This window comes from Providencia sp. PROV189 (assembly GCF_028480065.1).
In the GTDB taxonomy this organism is placed as follows: domain Bacteria; phylum Pseudomonadota; class Gammaproteobacteria; order Enterobacterales; family Enterobacteriaceae; genus Providencia; species Providencia stuartii.
Map to the genome: position 1 here is coordinate 84,652 of NZ_JAMPOG010000012.1, position 22,027 is coordinate 106,678.

At 43.6% G+C, this 22,027-nt stretch carries 17 protein-coding genes; 10 read left to right on the plus strand and 7 right to left on the minus strand.

Annotated features, from left to right (window positions below):
* Positions 1–55 precede the first annotated feature (55 nt).
* Positions 56–604 carry an NADPH-dependent FMN reductase gene (locus PR833_RS10150; protein ID WP_060561273.1) on the plus strand — a complete coding sequence of 183 codons (549 nt, stop codon included), beginning with the start codon at positions 56–58 and terminating at the stop codon, positions 602–604.
* Positions 605–692: 88 nt separating this feature from the next.
* Here PR833_RS10150 and gltS read toward each other — a convergent pair whose 3' ends face one another.
* Complete coding sequence (gene gltS / locus PR833_RS10155; RefSeq protein ID WP_004923688.1) at positions 693–1,907, minus strand: sodium/glutamate symporter; 1,215 nt, start codon at positions 1,905–1,907, stop codon at positions 693–695.
* Positions 1,908–2,142: 235 nt separating this feature from the next.
* Here gltS and PR833_RS10160 point away from each other — a divergent pair, with 235 nt between their 5' ends.
* A complete protein-coding gene (locus tag PR833_RS10160; protein ID WP_053110245.1) occupies positions 2,143–3,525 on the plus strand; it encodes a uracil-xanthine permease family protein in 1,383 nt (460 codons plus the stop codon).
* A 114-nt stretch (positions 3,526–3,639) separates the two neighbouring features.
* Positions 3,640–5,409 carry an AsmA family protein gene (locus tag PR833_RS10165; protein ID WP_040132693.1) on the plus strand — a complete coding sequence of 590 codons (1,770 nt, stop codon included), beginning with the start codon at positions 3,640–3,642 and terminating at the stop codon, positions 5,407–5,409.
* A gap of 49 nt (positions 5,410–5,458) precedes the next feature.
* Here PR833_RS10165 and fabY read toward each other — a convergent pair whose 3' ends face one another.
* From fabY to PR833_RS10185, 4 genes are all read right to left on the minus strand, one after another.
* Positions 5,459–6,382, minus strand: coding sequence for a fatty acid biosynthesis protein FabY (gene fabY, locus PR833_RS10170; RefSeq protein WP_004923676.1), 924 nt, complete (start codon positions 6,380–6,382; stop codon positions 5,459–5,461).
* Positions 6,383–6,404: 22 nt separating this feature from the next.
* Positions 6,405–6,842: a D-aminoacyl-tRNA deacylase gene (gene dtd, locus PR833_RS10175; protein ID WP_004923673.1), complete on the minus strand. Its 438-nt coding sequence runs from the start codon at positions 6,840–6,842 to the stop codon at positions 6,405–6,407.
* 60 nt (positions 6,843–6,902) lie between these two features.
* Positions 6,903–7,517 carry a glucose-1-phosphatase gene (gene yihX / locus PR833_RS10180; protein WP_004923670.1) on the minus strand — a complete coding sequence of 205 codons (615 nt, stop codon included), beginning with the start codon at positions 7,515–7,517 and terminating at the stop codon, positions 6,903–6,905.
* A gap of 91 nt (positions 7,518–7,608) precedes the next feature.
* Complete coding sequence (locus PR833_RS10185; protein ID WP_014656999.1) at positions 7,609–8,529, minus strand: LysR family transcriptional regulator; 921 nt, start codon at positions 8,527–8,529, stop codon at positions 7,609–7,611.
* A 270-nt stretch (positions 8,530–8,799) separates the two neighbouring features.
* Here PR833_RS10185 and PR833_RS10190 point away from each other — a divergent pair, with 270 nt between their 5' ends.
* The 3 genes from PR833_RS10190 to abgT all read left to right on the plus strand — a co-directional run bounded on the left by PR833_RS10190 (position 8,800) and on the right by abgT (position 13,184).
* On the plus strand, positions 8,800–10,125 hold the full coding sequence (locus PR833_RS10190) for a M20 family metallo-hydrolase (protein WP_272526077.1): 1,326 nt from the start codon (positions 8,800–8,802) through the stop codon (positions 10,123–10,125).
* Positions 10,118–11,566: a M20 family metallopeptidase gene (locus PR833_RS10195; protein ID WP_004923660.1), complete on the plus strand. Its 1,449-nt coding sequence runs from the start codon at positions 10,118–10,120 to the stop codon at positions 11,564–11,566. The genes PR833_RS10190 and PR833_RS10195 overlap by 8 nt, the downstream gene beginning before the upstream one ends.
* An 88-nt stretch (positions 11,567–11,654) precedes the next feature.
* Positions 11,655–13,184, plus strand: a complete 1,530-nt coding sequence (gene abgT / locus PR833_RS10200) for a p-aminobenzoyl-glutamate transporter (protein WP_014657002.1) — start codon at positions 11,655–11,657, stop codon at positions 13,182–13,184.
* Between the two features lie 502 nt (positions 13,185–13,686).
* Here abgT and typA read toward each other — a convergent pair.
* The gene (typA, locus tag PR833_RS10205) at positions 13,687–15,510 is read right to left on the minus strand and encodes a ribosome-dependent GTPase TypA (RefSeq protein ID WP_004923655.1); all 1,824 of its coding nucleotides are present in this window, start codon (positions 15,508–15,510) and stop codon (positions 13,687–13,689) included.
* 429 nt (positions 15,511–15,939) lie between these two features.
* On the opposite strand from typA, the gene PR833_RS10210 reads away from it, so the two are divergent.
* The 4 genes from PR833_RS10210 (at position 15,940) to glnG (ending at position 21,106) form a co-directional block, all read left to right on the plus strand.
* Positions 15,940–16,593: a PadR family transcriptional regulator gene (locus PR833_RS10210; RefSeq protein WP_225829616.1), complete on the plus strand. Its 654-nt coding sequence runs from the start codon at positions 15,940–15,942 to the stop codon at positions 16,591–16,593.
* A gap of 426 nt (positions 16,594–17,019) precedes the next feature.
* Positions 17,020–18,429 carry a glutamate--ammonia ligase gene (gene glnA, locus PR833_RS10215; protein ID WP_272526078.1) on the plus strand — a complete coding sequence of 470 codons (1,410 nt, stop codon included), beginning with the start codon at positions 17,020–17,022 and terminating at the stop codon, positions 18,427–18,429.
* 172 nt (positions 18,430–18,601) lie between these two features.
* A complete protein-coding gene (gene glnL / locus PR833_RS10220) occupies positions 18,602–19,651 on the plus strand; it encodes a nitrogen regulation protein NR(II) (protein ID WP_004923641.1) in 1,050 nt (349 codons plus the stop codon).
* A gap of 9 nt (positions 19,652–19,660) precedes the next feature.
* Entirely contained in the window at positions 19,661–21,106 is a 1,446-nt protein-coding gene (gene glnG, locus PR833_RS10225; RefSeq protein WP_004923638.1) for a nitrogen regulation protein NR(I), read from the plus strand.
* 12 nt (positions 21,107–21,118) lie between these two features.
* On the opposite strand, the gene PR833_RS10230 is transcribed toward glnG, so the two are convergent.
* A complete protein-coding gene (locus PR833_RS10230) occupies positions 21,119–21,997 on the minus strand; it encodes a LysR family transcriptional regulator (RefSeq protein WP_004923634.1) in 879 nt (292 codons plus the stop codon).
* Positions 21,998–22,027 lie beyond the last annotated feature (30 nt).

Below are 22,027 nucleotides of genomic sequence, written 5' to 3' on the forward strand. Positions count from 1 at the left end.
TACCTTAATATTTATTGTAAAAATTAAAAGTCATAGCAACAAGGGATAGTGGAACATGAAGATACAAATCTTAATTGGTAGTGTTCGACAAGCACGAATAGGACCTCAGATAGCACGCTGGGTTAAGGATGTTGCCGAGAAAAAATACCCTACTGAAATCCTTGATCTCAGAGATTGGCATTTACCAATGGATGATGAGCCCTATCTCCCCGCCGAAGGAATATATACCCAAGAGCATACCATTGCTTGGAGCAAAAAAATCGCTGAAGCCGATGCTTATATTTTTGTTTTCCCACAATATAACTGGGGCTATCCCGCTGCACTAAAAAATGCGATAGACCATTTGTATAAAGAGTGGAACAACAAACCTGCCTTAATGGTCAGTTATGCCAATCGAGGTGGAGGAAAAGCTGCGGAGCAGTTGCAACAAGTTTTGCAAGGCATTCATATGCGTACTACAGAATCTCATTTAGAAATTAAACTCTCTGAAGTTAATTTCTCACCTTCCAACAGTGATGCCTCTTACCCTGAAACACTTTACCACTATGAAAATGCGCTAATTTCAGCGCTAAATCAGCTGAGCCTGTTGCACACATCACGCTAATTGCATCATTTTGTACCCTATAAACGAAAATTGCCGTGAATAAATTCACGGCAATACCTGCTATTTACCTTTATATATTTTTTATCTGTTATCCAGCCACTGATGGGAATACGGGTAACATTAGATATAGTTTGATCACAATCGCGTTAACGATATCAATAAAGAATGCGCCAACCATTGGAACAACTAAGAATGCAAGGTGTGATGGACCAAATTTGTCCGTGACCGCTTGCATGTTCGCGATTGCTGTTGGCGTTGCACCTAGGCCGAAACCACAGTGCCCTGCCGCCAATATCGCCGCATCATAGTTTTTACCCATCACGCGGAAGGTAACGAAAATAGCATAACCCGCCATCACACAGGCTTGGACTGCCAAAATAATCAGCATAGGAATCGCTAAAGATGCCAGTTCCCACAACTTCAGGCTCATCAGAGCCATCGCAAGGAATAGGGAAAGGCTAACGTTACCAACAACAGAAACCGCGCGGTCAAACACGCGATAAAAGCCCGCTAAAGATAGGCTATTACTTAAGATAACCCCAACAAATAACACACAAACGAATTTAGGAAGTGCAAAGGCAGTATCTGCCAGTAAGCCAGCAATAAAACTCCCCGCCATCAAACAAATCGCAATTAATGCAATAGTTTCAATCAACACCATAGAGGTGATCATTCGGCCTGATTGCGGCTTCTCAAATGCTGTTGGTACATCTTTATCATCTTCAGCAGTGCCTGGCGTTGGAATATTACGGATTAAGAAACGTGCAACTGGCCCACCAATGAGCCCGCCAAGCACAAGACCGAATGTTGCACATGCCATCGCAACTTCAGTCGCACTTTGGAAACCATAGCTATCCGTAAAGATTTTACCCCAAGCAGCCCCTGTACCATGACCACCAGATAAAGTGATAGAGCCAGCAAGCAGCCCCATTAGCGGGTCAAGGCCAAGTAATTCGGCTAAGGCAATACCAACCGTATTTTGTACTAATAGTAAACCTACAACGACAAAAATGAAAATAAACAGTGCTCTACCACCAGCTTTCAAGCTGGCTAAGTTTGCGTTTAAACCAATCGTGGCAAAGAATGCCAACATCATAGGTTCTTGTAATGAAAGGTCGAAAGACAAGCTCCAATCAAATACTTGCTTGATCACCAATAAGCTAAAAGCGACCAGCAACCCGCCTGCAACAGGCTCCGGGATAGTATATTTTTCGAGGAAAGGAACTGATTTTACAAGCTTACGTCCGAGCAATAGCACAAGGGTAGCAGCCACAAGCGTACCGTAGACATCGAGATGATACATTTATGTACCTCGTCTGTTGTTAATATTATTTAAAACTAGTAAGACGTTAATTTCTTCCTTAAAACGCCAAAAGCAGGTTCCTGAATTAGAAAAAAAATCGGAGATAAACACAAGTTAAAACATATAAAAATGTGACATTCCTTATCTAACTATAAAGAAATATTTTTCGCGCAAACGATTGCTTTTTTACGTGGTCGCTTTACAATGCGTTTTTTGTTGGCAGAGAAATACCAAAATGACCACCGAAGCATCTCAAAGACAGGCCGTTGAAGTCGAGCCAAAAAGTGAACTCATTTACCGTTTAGAAGATAGGCCACCACTCCCTCAGGCGTTGTTTGCTGCGGGTCAGCACCTTCTCGCCATGTTTGTGGCCGTCATTACCCCCGCAATGCTTATTTGCCAGTCATTAGGGCTACCCGCCCATGAAACACAGCGCATTATCAGTATGTCACTGTTTGCTTCGGGTATTGCTTCCTTAATTCAGATCCGTGCTTGGGGGCCTGTTGGCTCCGGGCTATTATCTATCCAAGGCACCAGTTTTAACTTTGTTGCACCTTTAATTATGGGGGGTGTTGCACTCAAACAAGGTGGCGCTGATATCCCCTCAATGATGGCGGCACTATTTGGCACACTGTTGGTCGCAGCACTCACTGAAGTTGTTTTATCGCGTTTTCTGCATTTAGCTCGTCGAGTGATTACCCCATTAGTATCTGGCGTGGTAGTCATGATCATTGGGCTGTCACTGATCCAAGTCGGTCTGACTTCTATTGGTGGCGGGCACAGCGCAATAACTGATAATACCTTTGGCTCCCCCGATTATTTGCTACTGGCAGGTATTGTGTTGGCTGTCATTATTTTACTCAATCGCCAAAAAAACCCTTACTTACGCGTCGCCTCTTTGGTGATAGCTATGGCAATCGGCTATCTTGCGGCTTGGTGGATGGATATGCTTCCCACAACTCAAGACACCGATAGCACACAATCCGTGATCACCATACCTGAACCTTTCTATTATGGATTATCCTTTGATTGGAACTTGCTGATCCCACTCATGCTCATTTTTATGGTGACCTCTTTAGAGACAATTGGCGATATCACCGCGACCTCCGATGTCTCCGAGCAACCTGTGCGCGGCCCCATTTATATGAAGCGAATTAAAGGCGGAGTGTTAGCAAATGGTTTGAACTCCATGGTATCTGCTGTATTTAACACCTTCCCTAACTCCTGCTTTGGCCAAAATAATGGCGTGATCCAGCTTACTGGCGTGGCAAGCCGCTACGTGGGTTATATCGTTGCTTTAATGTTGATCCTATTAGGGGTATTTCCTGCTGTCGCCGGCTTTGTTCAACAAATTCCTGAGCCTGTTTTAGGCGGTGCCACCATTGTGATGTTTGGTACGATTGCAGCTTCTGGTGTGCGTATTGTTTCCCGTGAACCCCTCAACCGCCGTGCAATTATGATTATCGCCTTATCGCTTGCGGTCGGTATGGGGGTTTCACAACAGCCACTTATTTTACAATTTGCCCCTGATTGGCTGAAAACACTCTTTTCATCCGGTATTGCCGCAGGGGGTTTAACCGCAATTGTTCTGAATTTAATTTTCCCTCACGAAAAGTAACCTGTCATTTACCGCCAGAGTTGAATACACTGGCGGTTATTCTGTATTCTATCTTGATAATTTATCCATCAGCGCATTTACCCATCAGTCCAATTATGGAGGGGCAGATAAACCATGAGGTGGTTAACCAAGCTCATCATAGCGCTTCTGCTACTGTTCTTACTCGCCGTGATATTCACCTATGCAGGGTTGCAAACACGCTGGGGTGCATCCTACGCTAGCCATTTTTTAAGTAAATTCACCGATTTTGATATTGATGTTGGTATCATGGGGCATGAGTTTTCGAATGCGGGTGAATTTGTTTTCCAAGACGTAAAAATCGCTTCGCGTAATCAAGACATGACACTGGATGCGAAACAAATTGTTGTCGATGTTAATTGGCGGAATCTGTTTAGCGGTACCGCAATTCGTCGCTTCGTGATCACGCAAGGTAATTTAGCGGCGACGACCTCAGAAACGTCAACGCCAATTCCATTGAGTGCAAATATCCTCCAGTTTGAAAATAGCAATATCCAGCTAAACCAAGCAGAAAATCGCCTTCAAGTTTCTGGGTTCACAGGTGGCATCACACCATGGCAGCCAACCACAAACCACCCGTTTGGTTATGGTGATTTCCGCTTCACCACTAAACAGTTAGATATCAATGAATTGCCCTTAAAAAATGTTGCAATCACAGGGAAGCTTCAAGAGAATCTCACTGAATTTACCGATGCCAGCGGCTATCTTAATAATGGCTACATCACAGGCTCAGGAAAAGCATTAGCAGACGGTTCTATCACCATTAATTCTTTAGCGATGGATAAAGTTGGCTGGCAAAATAGCATTCCCTTTGACTCATTGCGTGAAGCAATCGAGAGCCAACGCACTATCTCATTAAAAAATGTTGCGCTAACTAATGTTGATCTCCAAGGTAAAGACTGGGCAATCTCAGGGCTTAATACTGAAATTGACCATATCAACTGGGTGAGAGGAAGTTGGAGCAGTCCTAAGAGCCATATTAACTTTACTGTTAATCAATTGGTTATCAAGGACCAACAGGTCGATACACTGATTGGTGATCTCAATATTCAGGGCGATAACCTCAACATTGAAAAGCTTTCAGGTTATTACTATAAAGGGGTATTTAGCCTTAATGGTGTGTGGCAACGTAACGACCAAACCCTTACCCTCAATGACGCAAAACTAGCCGGTATTTTATACACCCTGCCTGAAAATTGGCTGCAATTTTTCAGTCAACCTTCTCCTAATTGGCTATCAGGGCTGACTATCAAACAATTTACCCTATCTCAATCATTGCTTATGAATATCGACTCTCGTTTCCCATTCGAATTGACTGCGCTCAGTGGCAACGTAGAAAATGTGAGTCTTATTAAGCAAAAACAGTGGGGAATTTGGAGTGGTAAAGCCTCATTCAATGCAGATAGCGGAACGGTTAATCAAGTTATGATACGCCGGCCTTATATGGATTTACGCCAAAGTGGGCAAGCCTCTGCTGCGGCTTCATTAACTGCCAGCACTGATAAAGGGGTTGTGAAGGTAGGTCTATTGGTGAAGCAGTCACCTAAAAAAGTGCCATTTTTACTGCGAGCTTCAGGTACGAATGTCGACCTTTCCGTCCTAAATCAATGGGGCTGGCAAGGCTTTCCACCTCAAGTCATTGGCGATTTTGATACATCACTACAAGGGGATTTATTAGCGCCATCCTTAGCAAAAAGCGTAAATGGTGAATTAGTCGCTACTCCACTGCAAGGGAAGCAAATGTATCGGACTGTGGTGAACGGTGTTGTTACCTCTTCTGTTGAGAGTGATGCGCCCCCTACTGAGTCACAACCTGTGGGCTCTCTACCAACGAACGATCAGCTCCCAGCGCTACTTACGCAATAATAGAAAGGCAGGCCAATCATCTCATTGGCCTGCCTCTCAATCGCTATCATCAAGATGATTTTATGGTCTTTTCCACCGGTAAAACCATATAGACACCACTAAATACTGCTCCAACCTCACTGTTCGCGCCACTGACGGCTACCTCAAGTTTCACTCTCGCTTTACTTCCTCTTGCGAGACGGTCAAGGTCGCCACTCATATGTGACATATCGGCAACGGCTGTTGGCCTGCCACTAACAGGCTTGCTATAACGAATGCTGGCATCCACTAAGACAATATCACCACCGAGTTGGTGCTCTTGCATGAGTAGCCAAATCAAACCCCATCCCGTTAATGTTGCCAGTGAAAATTGGCTACCTGCAAAAATTGTTTCATGGGGGTTTTGGTTACCCGCTTCAGGCATCGTGGTAATAAATTTTTTCCCTGTATATTGTTCAATACGAACACCCATTTTTTCACTTAACGGGATATATTTATACCACGCTTGTTGCAGTTCGCCGCACCAATCGGGTCGATGGAGGATTTGATCGAGGGTTTCAATCGGTTTAATCATTAAATAGTGGCGAACGGGTGTTTTCAGTTCACCAGCGATAAGGCCACGACTTTCAAAGCCGATCTTACTAAAGAAAGGAACGGCCTCTTCCCGAACACTCGATACAATGCGTTTTACACTTTCTTGTCGCGCAATGGACTCTAGGGCCATCAAGATGAGTTTACCTAAACCTTTACCTTGCATCACAGGATTAACAGCAAGAAAGCGGATCGCGCCTTCATTATCGGCATTAATATAAAGCCGCCCGATCGCTAAAATACGGTTTTTATCATCAACGACCATTTGATGATAAGCAGTAAGATCATAGCCATCTTTCTCAGAACCAAGAGGCTGATTAAAGGGTTTACGTAACATCTCCCAGCGGAACTGGTAATAAGCATCAAACTCAGCGTCATCTTTAGGTGCACGCAGATGGTACATAGTCTCCCCCTAAATAGTTGAATCAGACTTGCAACCAGAAAGTCACAGGACCGTCGTTGGTCAGGCTGACTTGCATATCCGCGGCAAATTGCCCTGTTTCAGTGATCACACCTTGTTGGCGACTCTGTTCAACAAAATATTCATATAGCTGTTCAGCGCGTGCAGGCTCTGCTCCCCCTGAAAAGCTGGGTCTCATCCCTTTTTTCGTATCTGCTGCCAATGTAAATTGCGAGACAACTAACAAATGACCGCCAGCTTGTTGAACATTCAGGTTCATTTTTCCCTGTTCATCACTAAAAATTCGATAACCAAGTACTTTCTCACACAGCCGTTTTGCTTTTTGTTCGTCATCATCTTTTTCAACGCCGAGTAAAACAAGTAACCCAGAACCGATTTGACCAACAACTTGCTCATTCACAACGACTGCTGCATGAGCGACTCTCTGTATTAATGCAATCATGGTAACTCTATAAAAATATGGAGTAACGGTTTAGGTTACTCCACGGTGATAACTCATTAATTATTCGACTTCAGCGTTGAAGTCATAAGTACGAAAATATTCAGGTACAGTGTCTTTGTTAACGACATGAACACCTTTGATACCTAGCGCTTCGGCAGCCTTAATATTGTCCTCAACATCATCAAAGAATATGGCATCTGCCGCGTCAAACTCTTCAGATTCCAGAACATATTGGTAAATGGCTGGATCAGGTTTGCGCATCCCCAAGTCTTGAGATAGGTAGAGGAAATCAGAGGAGGCTGCAATTTCAGGGTAATGTTCAGGCCAGTAATCAAGGTGTAGGCGGTTGGTGTTAGATAAAACAACAACACGATGCCCTTGCTCACGTAGGCGCTCCATTATATCAATAACTTCTGGGCGCACCGACATAAAGATAGCGTGCCAGCCTTCCGCAAACTCTTCAAAACTGAGTGTAATGCCAAGTTCTTCGCATAGCATTTCAGCAAATTCAATATCTGAAATTTTGCCACACTCATGTTGTTGGAAGATATTCCCAAAAGTAAACCGTGATTTGATCTGCTCAGAAGGCGTACCGCTCAGCTCTGACCATTTATCAAAAACACGATTAAAGTCGATATCAATAATCACATTACCCATATCGAAGATATACAGCATACCGTTTCCTCGTTGTTATTAACTAAATTCACTTTAATCATAATTCATACAACTGAACAGCCCTAATTGCAGATTATTTGTTGTTTTTTTATTAATAAAGGGTGCCATCATCTCTATCATGACAATAGATTCGAAACAGTCGAGCTAGATGCTCCCCTGCTGGCGACAAGGTATGATCCCGCCGTTGCACCAGCGCAAAAGTTGCATAAGGCAATTTTTCAGCCAAATCTAGTGCGATAAATTGCTGGTCAAATAAAGGGTCATCAATTGTATCAACAGAGACAATCGTCAAAAAATCGCTTTGTGCCACCAAGCTCATGCAGCCAATTAATGTTTCACATGTCACACTAAAGCTCATTGGTCTCTCCATTCTGGAGAACACTTCAGAAAGCTGCTTATAATAAGTGCCTTTCGGTGTCGGCATTGTCCAGTCACAATTTGCTAATTGCTCTAATGACGTAGCATGCCTCATCGGGTGATCTTTACGCATGATCACCTTATATTCTTTGCGCATTAACCTTTCAAAATTAAATTCAGCATCCAAACTACCGGGGTAATAAGTATTCACCGTAAAATCTAATTCACCTTGGCGTAATTGCGGCAACATCGTCAATAATTGCCCTTCCATGATACGGATCTTGATATTGGGAAAGTCACGATGAAATTGAATAATGACTTTTGGCATCACTGAACGTGCAATACTCCCTGCGACACCAATATTAATCGTACCGCTGGATAACCCAATGCGCTGCTGTATTTCCTCTTGCCCTACACGTAACTCTTCCAAAATAATACTGGCACGACGTAAAAAACTTTCTCCACAATCCGTTAAATAGATCCCTTGATTACTACGAATAAATAATTTTGCTCCCAAAGAGCTTTCTAATTCACGAATGGATTTGGTCAATGCTGGCTGAGAAAGCTGTAAAAAACGGCTTGCCGCCCTAATGCTGCCATGGCGACTCACTTCAACGAATGCCCTTAATTGATTCAACTTTATTGGCAAAGCCATATTAGCCCCTGATAACCATTAGTTATATAGACAAAGATAATCGTATCTTTTTTACCCTATTTTGATTGTGTACAGTCAACTTTTGATAATAACAAATAATTAACATAACTACTTATTAACTATTTTTTAATTATTAAAACAATCAAATGCAGCATATTAAATTAGTTTAAAAATATTAAATAAAATTTAATTTTATTTAAATTGAATCGTTCTGGGTATTTATACCGAGCCACTCCCACTTTGTCGTGATAACTAAAAGAGATAACAATTATGGAGATTTCTTTAAATAACGCTATTGGATCCATCACACATCAATTACAAATTTGGCGGCGTGATTTTCATCAATATGCCGAATCCGGTTGGTTTGAATTTCGAACTGCAACATTAGTTGCTGATGAGCTGGACCGCCTTGGCTACCAATTACAGCTAGGAAAGGAGGTCATCAACGCTGAAGATCGTATGGGGCTTCCCTCACCACAGCAATTGGCAGAGCAAGAAAAACGAGCCATTGAGCAAGGCGCGCTAACCAAATGGCTTCCCTATTTTTCAGGAGGATTTACGGGGATCGTTGCGACGTTAGATACGGGTAAACCGGGGCCTACACTGGCGTTTCGTGTTGATATGGATGCGTTAGATCTGAATGAAGATCTCACTGAGCAGCACCGTCCACACGCAGAAGGCTTCTCTTCTTGTAATGCCCATATGATGCACGCCTGTGGTCACGACGGTCATACCGCCATTGGCCTCGGTTTGGCACATATCTTGAAGCAATTTCAAGCACAACTGACTGGTCGTATCAAAATTATTTTCCAGCCTGCCGAAGAAGGAACCCGTGGAGCAAAATCAATGGCAACCGCTGGTGTTGTGGATGATGTCGATTTCTTTGTCGCCATACATATCGGCACTGGAGTGCCTAAAGGGGAATTAGTGTGTGGCAGTAAAAGTTTTCTTGCGACCACTAAATTTGATGTCACTTTTCAAGGGAAAGCCGCACATTCAGGAGCAAGACCAGAAGATGGCAAAAACGCATTAGTTGCCGCCGCTCAGGCCACACTGGGTCTATATGGTATTCCTCGGCATAGTGAAGGTAGTTCTCGTATCAATGTTGGTGTACTCAATGCAGGAATTGGACGTAATGTCATTGCTGATCACGCATTAATGAAAGTTGAGACGCGCGGCGAAACGAATGATATTAATGCGTTTATGTATCAAAAAGCCCTCAATATCATTGAAGGTGCCGCCAAAATGCAAGATGTTGATTTCAACATCAAATTAATGGGCGCTGCACAAAGTAGTCATCCTAGCCCGCAATGGGTCGATTTCATTATGCGTCTAGCACAGAACAATATTCCTGAGCTGACTTCCGTTATTAAAGATAAACCTCAAGCAGCAGGTTCAGAAGATGCAACCTACTTTATGGAGCGCACCAAAGCACTTGGTGGGCAAGCAACCTATATGATTTTCGGTACTGAGCTTAGCGCAGGGCATCACAATGAACGTTTTGATTTTGATGAAGATGTTATGCCTGTTGCCGTCAAAACCTTAGCCACTATTGCGCTTTCGCTACCTGAATTTGGAGATCACCCTAATGAGTAACGCATTCACATCATTCATCAATCATTATATTGAACAGAATCGCGCACGTTTCACCCAATTAAGCGATGCGATTTGGGATCATCCAGAAACCCGTTTTGAAGAGACCTTCTCGGCTGGGCTACTCGCTGATGCACTGGAGCAAGAGGGCTTTACTGTAGAAAGAGGGGTGGGCGATATTGATACCGCATTTATTGCCAGCTTTGGCTCCGGCGCCCCTGTGATAGCGCTGCTGGGTGAATTCGATGCGCTTGCTGGTTTAAGTCAGCACTCCGCTTGTAGCCATCCTAGCCCCGTTATTGAAAACGGTAATGGTCACGGTTGTGGGCATAATTTATTGGGAACTGCCGCATTAGCTGCCGCCTTTGCCGTAAAAGCTTGGATAGAGGAAAACCAACTACCAGGTACAGTACGTTTCTATGGCTGTCCGGGTGAAGAAGGCGGCTCAGGTAAGACTTTTATGGTAAGAGAAGGCTTATTTGATGATGTAGATGCGGCGGTAACATGGCACCCTGAATCATTTAGTGGTGTTTTCAATGTTCAATCCCTCGCCAATATTCAAACTGCATTTCGCTTCAAAGGCATTGCAGCACACGCGGCAAACTCTCCACATTTAGGCCGTAGCGCACTTGACGCGGTTAGCCTAATGAATGTTGGTGTTCAATTTTTACGTGAACATATTATTCAAGAAGCGCGCATCCACTATGCAGTCACGAATACGGGAGGCGCTTCCCCTAACGTCGTTCAAGCAGATGCCGAAGTTTTGTATCTGGTTCGTGCACCACAGCTAGACCAAGCTCAAGATATTTATCAACGAGTTATTGATATCGCTAAAGGCGCAGCTTTAATGACTGGTACACAATTAGAGATCCGACTCGATAAAGCATGCTCAAATTATGTTCCTAATCGCACTATTGAAAAAGCGATGTATCAGCATATTACCCATTACGGTATTCCTGAATACAGCGAGCAAGAGCGCCAATTTGCAGAAGAGATCCATGCCACCTTAACCAAAGATGATTTGCACAACGCAAAACTGAATGCCGCGCGTAGTGGTGGTGAACAAGCGATAAAATGGGGTGAGCGCCAAGGTAACAAGGCTCTGACGGATGAAGTTTTACCCTATGTTGAATCAAAAGAACTGATGTATGGCTCAACGGATGTGGGGGATGTCAGCTGGGTCACACCAACGGCACAATGCTTTAGCCCTTGCTTTGCATTCGGCACACCTCTGCATACATGGCAATTGGTTGCGCAAGGAAGAACATCTATCGCCCATAAAGGCATGCTATTAGCAGGGAAAATTATGGCAGCTACCGCCGTTGATCTACTCACAACACCGAACTTACTCGCTCAAGCAAAAAGTGAGTTTCAACGTCAACGTGCTCAACAACCTTACCACTGCCCAATTCCCCCTGACGTTAAGCCGTCTAAATTGCAGTAATTTTGTATTGGCGGGTCAATAACAATCACAAATCCCGCCATCAAGACCATAAAAATAACAATAATTGCAAATACATAGGAAAAACATCATGAGCCAAACCACAACATCAATGAATAAGAGCCCAGGTGCTATTTTTCGTTGGATAGAGCGTGTTGGGAATAAAATACCAAACCCTTTCATTCTTTTTGTCTATCTTCTGGCGATCTTAATGGTCGCTACGGCTATCCTTTCTTGGTTTGATTTATCGGTAAAGAACCCAGCTAACGGCGAACTCGTTTCCGTAAAGAACCTATTGAGTGTCGAAGGCATACAGTGGATTTTGCCTAATATTGTCAAAAACTTCAGTAGCTTTGCTCCATTAGGCGCCATCTTAGCACTCGTCATCGGGGCAGGACTCGCTGAAAAAGTGGGTTTATTACAAGCCTTAATGTACAAGATGGCATCAGGGATTAATAAACGTTACGCCAGCTATATGGTGTTATTTATCGCCTTTTTCAGCCATATTTCATCAGATGCCGCTTTGGTGGTTATGCCCCCTTTAGGTGCATTAATTTTTATTGCGGTTGGTCGTCACCCCGTCGCGGGTCTACTCGCGGCTATTGCTGGCGTAGGCTCCGGCTTTACCGCTAACCTCCTGATTGTTACAACGGATGTTTTACTCTCTGGGATCAGTACGGAAGCCGCCATGATCATCGACCCTAACTTACATGTTAGTGTCATTGATAACTGGTATTTTATGGCTACATCCGTCATCGTCTTAACGATTGCAGGTGCCATCTTAACGGATAAATTTATTGAGCCACGATTACCAAAGTGGGAAGGCACTTCTCATGACCGCTTAGAAAAATTAACCCCATTACAAAATCGTGGGTTATTAATGAGCGGGCTCTCGGCATTAATATTTATTGGACTCGTCGCATTAATGGTTGTACCTGAAGGTGCACCACTTCGTGACCCACAGACAGGCTCGGTGATCCCTTCACCATTTATTAAAGGTATTGTGCCTGTCATCATTATTTTCTTCTTTGTCGTCTCAATTACTTATGGTATTTCGACCAAGCAAATTAAAAAACCAAATGATATTCCTGACCTATTAGTTGACCCCATGAAAAGCATGGCGGGCTTTATTGTCATGGTTTTCCCTCTGTCTCAGTTCGTTGCGTTTTTCAACTGGAGCAACATGGGGAAATTTATGGCGATTGGCTTGACTGATTTACTCGAAAATTTAGGAATGACAGGCGTGCCTGCCTTTATTGGTTTGATGTTTTTATCTGCATTCTTATGTATGTTTATTGCCAGTGGCTCCGCAATTTGGTCTATTTTAGCGCCAATATTTGTGCCAATGTTTGTGCTGTTAGGCTTCCACCCTGCTTTTGCACAGATAGTCTTTCGTATCGCTGACTCCGCGGTACTCCCACTTGCACCGATGTCACCATTCTTACCTCTATTTTTAGGGTTTCTACAGCGATATTACAAAAATGCCCAACTTGGTACTTATTACACCTTAATTCTGCCTTACCCACTGGTTTTCTTTGCAGTATGGATATTGCTGCTCGTCGGTTGGTACTATGCCGGTTTACCAATAGGGCCAGGGGTTTATCCTCAACTGACACCTTAATAATTCACCCATTACCTTTAAAATTTACTGTATCAATAGAAGGTGGGATAGCTTCCCGCCATCCTCTTACCCTACCGTACATACAGCGCTGTATGCACGGTAGTTTGTACTTATTCCGCTCAGGTCGTCACACATGTGTGTCGCTAATAATTTCGTTACTGTTCGTTTATCGCGCCTAACAAAATTAAGGTAATTTTGGGAAGAGCTTTCCTTCTCCACGCGCGATGACTGATTATTCGTTATATCTACTCAAGTTGCAGTGTGATAATAGATATCACTCAGAACTGATTGATTTTACGAACGTAAATATCCTTCCGAAATGTGTTTATCTCGTGCGATAGTTTGGAATTAATATGATGGGAATGAGAGGCTTTGAATATGTCGGCTAGCTCACTATTTATACTAGCCCCATAACAGCAAAGTCCTAACCTTTTAGGCTAGGACTTTGTTAGCAATCTGAAAGCGCCCAATGAGCGCCTTCAGCAAGAAGAATAACTAAAAATTAGTCTTCTTTTGAACGGTTCGCACGGCGACGATCGTTTTCAGTTAAGTGACGTTTACGCAGACGGATAGACTGTGGAGTCACTTCAACTAATTCGTCATCATCAATAAACTCTAGTGCTTGTTCCAAAGTCATTTTAATTGGTGGTGACAAGGTTGTCGCTTCATCCGTACCAGACGCACGCATGTTAGTCAGTTTTTTACCTGTTAAGCAGTTCACAGTCAGGTCATTTGAACGTGAGTGAATACCAATGATTTGGCCTTCATACACTTCTGCACCATGACCTAAGAATAGCTTACCGCGGTCTTGTAGGCTGTACAGGGCGTAAGCAACTGCTTTACCTTGACCATTCGAGATCAATACGCCATTTTGACGACCACCAATTTCGCCTGGGCGAACATCATCGTAGTGGCTGAATGTTGAGTACAGCAAACCCGTACCTGACGTCATCGTCATAAATTCAGTACGGAAACCGATCAAACCACGGCTTGGGATAACATAATCAAGACGTACACGGCCTTTACCATCTGGCATCATGTCACGTAGGTCACCTTTACGCTCACCCAACGCTTTCATGACATCACCTTGGTGCTGCTCTTCAACGTCTAAAGTCACTTGCTCAAATGGCTCTTGTTTACGACCATCCACTTCACGGAAGATAACTTTTGGACGAGAAACACCTAACTCAAAGCCTTCACGACGCATGTTTTCGATCAGAACTGACAAGTGCAATTCACCACGACCGGAAACTCGGAATGCATCTGGATCTTGAGTTTCTTCAACACGCAATGCCACGTTGTGCACTAGCTCTTTGTTCAAACGGTCAAGGATCTGACGCGAAGTCACATATTTACCTTCACGACCACAGAATGGTGAGGTGTTAACACAGAAGAACATGCTCACGGTTGGTTCGTCGACCGCCAATGCTGGTAACGCTTCAACATTACCCACATTACAGATAGTGTCTGAAATGTTTAGTTCACCTAAACCCGTCAGAGCAACGATATCACCTGCTTCTGCATGTTGAGAATCAATACGTTCTAAACCTAAGTGAGTCAGAACTTTACCGATTTTACCGTTACGTGTTTTGCCTTCGCTATCGATAACTGTCACTTGTTGGTTTGGCTTAACAGTACCACGTTTGATACGACCAATACCGATAACACCTAAGTAGCTGTTGTAATCTAGTTGTGAAACTTGCATCTGGAAAGGCCCTTCCAGATCAACTTTTGGTGGCTCAACATATTTGACAATTGCTTCATAAAGCGGGGTCATGTCTTCTGCCATATCTGTATGGTCAAGACCCGCGATACCGTTTATTGCTGACGCGTAAACGATAGGGAAATCAAGCTGTTCATCCGTTGCGCCTAAGTTAACGAATAAATCGAATACTTGGTCAATAACCCAATCAGGGCGTGCACCAGAGCGGTCAACCTTATTGATAACAACAATCGGTTTTAAGCCATTATCGAACGCTTTTTGGGTAACGAAGCGTGTTTGTGGCATAGGGCCATCAGTGGCATCAACCACCAGCAGAACGCTGTCAACCATTGACATAACACGCTCAACTTCTCCACCAAAGTCGGCGTGACCTGGGGTATCTACGATGTTGATGCGATAGTCATTCCATTTGATAGCGGTATTTTTGGCAAGGATAGTAATACCACGCTCTTTCTCCAAGTCATTGGAGTCCATAACACGCTCATCCACAGTTTCACGTTCACCGAACGTGCCTGATTGCTGCAATAATTTACCAACCAGTGTTGTCTTGCCATGGTCAACGTGAGCGATGATGGCGATATTTCTTAAATTTTGAATTGACAAGGATTTTTACCGTTTAATTGACAGGAAAGGAATATGCTTTATAGAGCCTAACTATAAAACTGCAAAATAGGAAGCATACTTTCTACGTTAATTTGCTGTTATTTTACACGTTTTTCCGCGCAAGTGGAATAAATGTGAATTTCATCACTGTATAAAAAGTTTTTAACTAAAAAACATTTAGTTGCGTAACAACTACGGAATATCTCAAAAAATAACTGGTATCAATACTGAGAAATCACAAAGTAACAGAATAATACGCTATATTTTAAATTTTAACAGCCGTAAAAAAGAATAAAAAATAGAAATTCTTCTACTAACTCCCTCTTTCACGCTTTTTTCTGTAATTTAGATATATCTAAATTGACCAATTAGATATATCTAATTATATTTGTTCTCGTAAATTCGATATATCTAATCAAGGAGAATTATATGCGAATTCATTGTTGCCGTCATGTTTATCATTCACGCCATGAAGACGGTCATGGACACCAATGTTGCCACGGTGAAGGTCGTCATGGTCATGGCGAAGGTTGCCATGGTCGCGGTGAGGGACGTGGGCAGGGTGGTGGTCGCCATAGAGGTCGTGGATTACGCCGTTTATTTGATCATGGTGATTTGCACATTATGGTACTTTCATTAGTGGCTAAAAAACCTAGCTATGGCTATGAAATTATCAAAGATATCCAAGAAGCCTCAAATGGCCTTTATGTACCAAGCCCAGGTGTTATTTATCCGACGCTAACACTACTCGAAGAACAAGGTTTCCTTGAGTCAGAAGTGGTTGAACGTAACCGTAAAAGTTTCAAAATCACGGCAGAAGGTGCAGCACATTTAAAAGCGAATCAAGAGACAGAAACCATTATTTTCCGTAAATTAGCCAAAGCGCGTGATATGCAGCACGGCGGTAATTTATCTGAAGAGATCGAAATGGCTGTCAGCCGTTTTAAAGCGCTCTTGCGCCATAAAATGGTTTTAAAACAATTAAGTGAACAACAAACTCGTCAAATTGCGCAAATCATCAATGATGCCGTACAGCAAATTGAGCAAGTCAACATTTTATTAACTGATAACATTGATGAATAAAAAGCGGGTTGGTTAATCATTTATTTTATCTAAATGGCCTTGTGTTTTGACGTCAAGCACAGGGCTAACGGTCAAAGCTCCCCCTCTCTACTAGCCATTAATAATGACTTTACTTTGGCACGGCAAAACCTTTGTGTAGCCGCTAATCCTCGCTTTTTATTACTAAAGCACCAATATGGTGCACTCCACACAGAAAGTGCACCATATTGGTGCAGTAATTCACATGTACTCTCCTACTAATTTGTCATAACGGCGTAACACTCCATATTTAGGCTATTTTAAAAAGTTGGCACGTTTTTCGCTTATACTTTTATGTGAGAAGTTACACCTTGATTAACTGATGCTGAAAAGCCAGAAATAATTGCAAAAAGTAACGCAACTGTATGTGGTTATTTTGCAGACCCGACCTGACCAGGAGAGCCGACGATGTCCGCAGAACACGTTTTATCGCTGATAGAAGAGCACAAAGTAAAATTTATTGACATGCGTTTTACTGATACCAAAGGTAAAGAGCAACACATCACCATCCCTGCTCATCAAGTCAACGAAGACTTCTTTGAAGAAGGTAAAATGTTTGATGGTTCATCAATTGGTGGCTGGAAAGGCATTAACGAGTCTGACATGGTGCTAATGCCAGATCCATCCACTGCAATGCTCGACCCATTTTTTGCCGACCCAACTTTGATCATTCGTTGCGATATTCTTGAACCAGGCACAATGCAAGGTTACGACCGTGACCCGCGCTCTATTTCTCAACGTGCAGAAGATTTTTTACGTGCCAGCGGTATTGCTGACACCGTGCTGTTTGGGCCAGAGCCTGAATTCTTCATCTTTGATGATATTCGTTTTGGTAACAGCATGCACAGCAGCTACTATCACATTGATGATATTGAAGCGGCTTGGAATACTGGTACAAAATATGAAGGCGGTAACAAAGGCCACCGTCCGGGTGTAAAAGGCGGTTACTTCCCAGTTCCCCCCGTCGATTCTTCACAAGACCTCCGTTCTGCGATGTGTACCACCATGGAAGAAATGGGCTTAATCGTTGAAGCTCATCACCATGAAGTGGCTACCGCAGGTCAAAACGAAGTGGCATGCCGCTTTAATACAATGACCAAAAAAGCAGACGAAACACAGATTTATAAATATGTCGTGCACAATGTTGCCCATGCTTACGGTAAGACGGCGACCTTTATGCCTAAGCCATTAGTCGGTGATAACGGTTCAGGTATGCACTGCCATATGTCACTGTCAAAAGATGGTATTAACCTATTTGCAGGCGATAAATACGGTGGTTTGTCAGAAATGGCGCTTTACTACATTGGCGGCATTATCAAACACGCACGCGCACTGAATGCCTTCACTAACCCAACAACCAACTCGTATAAACGTCTGGTTCCGGGCTTTGAAGCACCAGTTATGTTGGCTTATTCTGCACGTAACCGCTCTGCATCTATTCGTATCCCTGTGGTTGCAAGCACCAAAGCGCGTCGTATTGAAGTGCGTTTCCCTGACCCAGCAGCCAACCCATACTTAGCGTTTGCTGCGCAATTAATGGCGGGTCTTGATGGCATTATCAATAAAATCCATCCGGGCGACGCCATGGATAAAAACCTATACGACCTGCCACCAGAAGAAGCAAAAGAGATCCCAACAGTGGCTGGTTCACTAGAAGAAGCCTTGGCTGAGCTAGATAAAGATCGTGAATTCTTAATTCGCGGTGGTGTATTCACCAACGATGCAATTGATGCCTATATCGAACTACTCCGTAGCGATATTCAACGCGTTCGCATGACCCCGCATCCATTAGAATTTGAAATGTACTACAGTGTGTAACACGCCGTTCCACTGCTAGTCTTTGTTGCCGTGAAACATTTGCCCCATCTCTGATGGGGCCTTTTCTCCTACTTTCAGTGGTATCATTTTATTTACGGCACCGTTATTCAAATTGCAGCTTTGTTGGGTAAATCAAGTATAATGCACCAAAATAGTGCAGGAGCAGAATTACATGAAAGCCGAACATTTGCCAGCACCGGAACATATTCTTGATTCACTGTTAAACAGCGTCTTAATCGTTGATTATGACCTTGTGATCCATTATGCCAATCATGCGGCTTTACAAATACTTGCCCAAAGCCAACGTAAAATATATGGCACCCCATTACCTGTACTTTGCAATTATTGCTCCTTAAATGATGAGCTAATGTTAAATAGCTTAAAAGAGGGCCATAGCTTCACCGATAACGAAGTTACGCTCGTTTTTAATAATCATTCCCATGTCATGTCGTTAAGTGCACAGCCTTTCTCTGCTCAGTTTATTTTGTTGGAACTGTCTCAATTAGATAGCCAACGCAGGCTCAGCCAAGAGCAGGTACAAAATGCTCAGCAATTGGCAGCAAGAGAGCTGATCCGGGGTTTGGCTCATGAAATAAAAAACCCATTAGGCGGCTTAAGAGGCGCTGCACAGTTGCTTTCAAGGGCATTACCTGACCCAAAACTGAATGAATATACGCAAGTTATTATTGAACAAGCCGACCGATTAAGGGCATTAGTCGATAGATTACTTGGCCCCCAATACCCTGGGCCAAAAACGCAACAGAGTATTCACCACAGCGCTGAAAATATCGTGCGCCTTGTGTCATTAGAGAAGCCCGAAAATATCACGTTAATACGCGATTATGACCCTAGTTTGCCTGATCTTGAGTACTATCCCGATCAAATTGAACAGGTTCTACTCAACATTATCCGTAATGCGTTACAAGCACTTTCCGATACGGGTGGCACAATAACGCTACGCACTCGCACAGCATTTCAGGTCATGTTACAAGGGGAGCGTTATCGCTTAGCCGCTCGTATTGATGTTGAAGATAATGGCCCAGGTATTCCACCCGCTATCCAAGATACGTTGTTTTATCCTATGGTAAGTGGTCGCGAGGGCGGAACAGGATTAGGCTTATCTATCGTTCACAGTTTAGTGGATCAGCACGCTGGGAAAATTGAATTTACCAGTTGGCCCGGTCATACCGAATTTTCTATTTATCTACCAATTAAAAAATAGGGGATAACAATGCAGCAGGGAAAAATCTGGGTTGTTGATGATGACAGTTCTATTCGTTGGGTGCTTGAGCGCGCCTTAAATAGTGCCTCTTTTCATTGCACCTGCTTTGACAGTGCCGATGCTGTTCTTGCCGCTTTAGAGCATGATTGCCCTGATGTTTTGTTATCAGATATTCGTATGCCGGGTATTGATGGTTTAGCCTTACTTAATCGGCTAAAGCAGTCGCACCCATCGCTTCCCATTATTATTATGACGGCACACTCTGATCTTGATGCAGCGGTAAATGCTTATCAATCGGGGGCTTTTGATTACCTACCTAAGCCTTTTGATATTGATGAAACCGTCGCTTTAGTCGAACGCGCCTTGAGCCATAGCCGAGAACAAAACCACCTCGAACGTGATTCTAAACAGAAAACGGAGAGTGTCTCTTCCACCATGATAGGTGAAGCTCCTGCTATGCAAGAGGTTTATCGGATCATAGGTCGCCTCTCTCGCTCATCCATTAGTGTGCTGATTAATGGTGAGTCCGGTACAGGTAAAGAATTAGTTGCACATGCACTGCATCAGCATAGCCCCCGTGCCAACGGCCCTTTTATTGCTCTCAACATGGCGGCTATTCCTAAAGATCTCATTGAGTCAGAGCTATTTGGTCATGAAAAAGGGGCCTTTACTGGCGCCACACAGGTTAGGCAAGGCCGTTTCGAGCAAGCTAATGGCGGCTCACTATTTCTTGATGAAATTGGCGATATGCCTCTAGATATACAAACACGACTATTGAGAGTTCTTGCGGAAGGGCAATTTTATCGTATCGGCGGTTATACTCCGGTAAAAGTCGATGTGCGTATTATCGCAGCAACACACCAAAATCTAGAAAAACGTGTTAAAGAGGGGCTATTCCGTGAGGATTTATTTCATCGCTTAAATGTCATCCGTGTACAGCTCCCACCATTACGTGAAAGAACAGAAGATATCCCACGTCTTGCCCATTATTTTTTACAAAATACTGCCAAAGAGCTAGGTGTCGATAGTAAGGTACTACATCCAGATAGTGAACATATTCTGCAACGCTATCATTGGTCCGGTAACGTGAGGCAATTGGAGAACGTTTGTCGCTGGTTAACGGTTATGGCGGCTAGCCAAGAAATTCTACCGCAAGATTTACCAGAGGACCTGTTGGATAGCCCACAACCGGACGATGCTAGCGAGGAGCCAGCAGCACGTCAGTCTGTCACAAGTCATCATCCATCATGGTTTGAACTGCTCGAGCAGTGGACACACAGTGCATTAGCTGAAGGTAAAGAAAACTTATTAGCTCAAACCGTTCCTCTAATGGAGCATACCATGCTAAATTGCGCCCTCAAATATACGAATGGGCACAAACAAGAAGCGGCTCGTTTATTAGGTTGGGGGCGAAATACTCTCACCCGCAAATTAAAAGAGTTGGGTATCGAGTAAATCACCACAGGCTTATTTCTGCACCTCTGCAAGTAGCCAATGACGAAAGATAGCCATTGCAGGGGTTATCGGTCGTGATTTCAATCGACTCAGCCAATATCCCCCTAAAGTGACGCTAATATCAAACGGTTGAACCAATGTACCGGCGCTCAATTCGTGCTCGAACATACAACTTGGAGCCAGCGCCACGCCATCCGTTAACAGCGCAGCTTCAACCATTAAGCGCGAAGAGTCGAAAATTGGCCCTTTCACTCGCCATGGCTCAAGCTCTGCTGCTATCTGCCATTTTTCCCATTCGTCTTTACGATAAGAGCGCATCAAACTGTGATCTTTTAAATCTAATGGATGAGTTAACTTATTGGCCACTTTTTCAGAGCACAGTACGGTATGAGCCGCTGAAAATAGCGCCGTATTTTCTGCTAATGGCCACAATCCTTCCCCAAAACGGATCGCAAAATCAACCCCCTCAGCTGCTAAATTAACCACGTTATTGTGCGTCATGATGCGCAAATCGATATAAGGATACAATGCAGCAAAAGCGGGTAAGCGTGGTAATAACCAACCTACTGCAAACGTACCGACAACGGAGACACTCAAGACTTCATGGTAATGCCCATCTTCAAATTGTTGTAACAATGATTCTATTTGGTCAAATGAGCGGCTGAGTACAGGAAGTAAAGCCAACCCTTCATCGGTCAGAGCCAGCCCCCGAGGTAAGCGAATAAATAGCTCAAGTCCAAGCTGCTCTTCCAGCAAACGTACCTGCTGACTCACAGCGGCTTGGGTCACATTCAACTCCAGCCCTGCTCTTGTAAAGCTTAGGTGCCGCGCTGAAGCTTCAAATGCTCTCAACGCATTCAAAGGGAGACGATGACGATAATTCCCTGACATAAGTTTTTCTTTTACCTCATCGAATTTTAT

Coding starts and splice junctions, on each gene's coding strand:
- fabY (WP_004923676.1), bottom strand. CDS start 6,382: ATGTACCATCTGCGTGCACCTAAAGATGACGCTGAGTTTGATGCTTAT.
- gltS (WP_004923688.1), bottom strand. CDS start 1,907: ATGTATCATCTCGATGTCTACGGTACGCTTGTGGCTGCTACCCTTGTG.
- yihX (WP_004923670.1), bottom strand. CDS start 7,517: ATGCTGTATATCTTCGATATGGGTAATGTGATTATTGATATCGACTTT.
- PR833_RS10165 (WP_040132693.1), top strand. CDS start 3,640: ATGAGGTGGTTAACCAAGCTCATCATAGCGCTTCTGCTACTGTTCTTA.
- PR833_RS10150 (WP_060561273.1), top strand. CDS start 56: ATGAAGATACAAATCTTAATTGGTAGTGTTCGACAAGCACGAATAGGA.
- PR833_RS10230 (WP_004923634.1), bottom strand. CDS start 21,997: ATGTCAGGGAATTATCGTCATCGTCTCCCTTTGAATGCGTTGAGAGCA.
- glnA (WP_272526078.1), top strand. CDS start 17,020: ATGTCCGCAGAACACGTTTTATCGCTGATAGAAGAGCACAAAGTAAAA.
- PR833_RS10210 (WP_225829616.1), top strand. CDS start 15,940: ATGCGAATTCATTGTTGCCGTCATGTTTATCATTCACGCCATGAAGAC.
- dtd (WP_004923673.1), bottom strand. CDS start 6,842: ATGATTGCATTAATACAGAGAGTCGCTCATGCAGCAGTCGTTGTGAAT.
- PR833_RS10160 (WP_053110245.1), top strand. CDS start 2,143: ATGACCACCGAAGCATCTCAAAGACAGGCCGTTGAAGTCGAGCCAAAA.
- PR833_RS10195 (WP_004923660.1), top strand. CDS start 10,118: ATGAGTAACGCATTCACATCATTCATCAATCATTATATTGAACAGAAT.
- glnL (WP_004923641.1), top strand. CDS start 18,602: ATGAAAGCCGAACATTTGCCAGCACCGGAACATATTCTTGATTCACTG.
- PR833_RS10190 (WP_272526077.1), top strand. CDS start 8,800: ATGGAGATTTCTTTAAATAACGCTATTGGATCCATCACACATCAATTA.
- abgT (WP_014657002.1), top strand. CDS start 11,655: ATGAGCCAAACCACAACATCAATGAATAAGAGCCCAGGTGCTATTTTT.
- PR833_RS10185 (WP_014656999.1), bottom strand. CDS start 8,529: ATGGCTTTGCCAATAAAGTTGAATCAATTAAGGGCATTCGTTGAAGTG.
- glnG (WP_004923638.1), top strand. CDS start 19,661: ATGCAGCAGGGAAAAATCTGGGTTGTTGATGATGACAGTTCTATTCGT.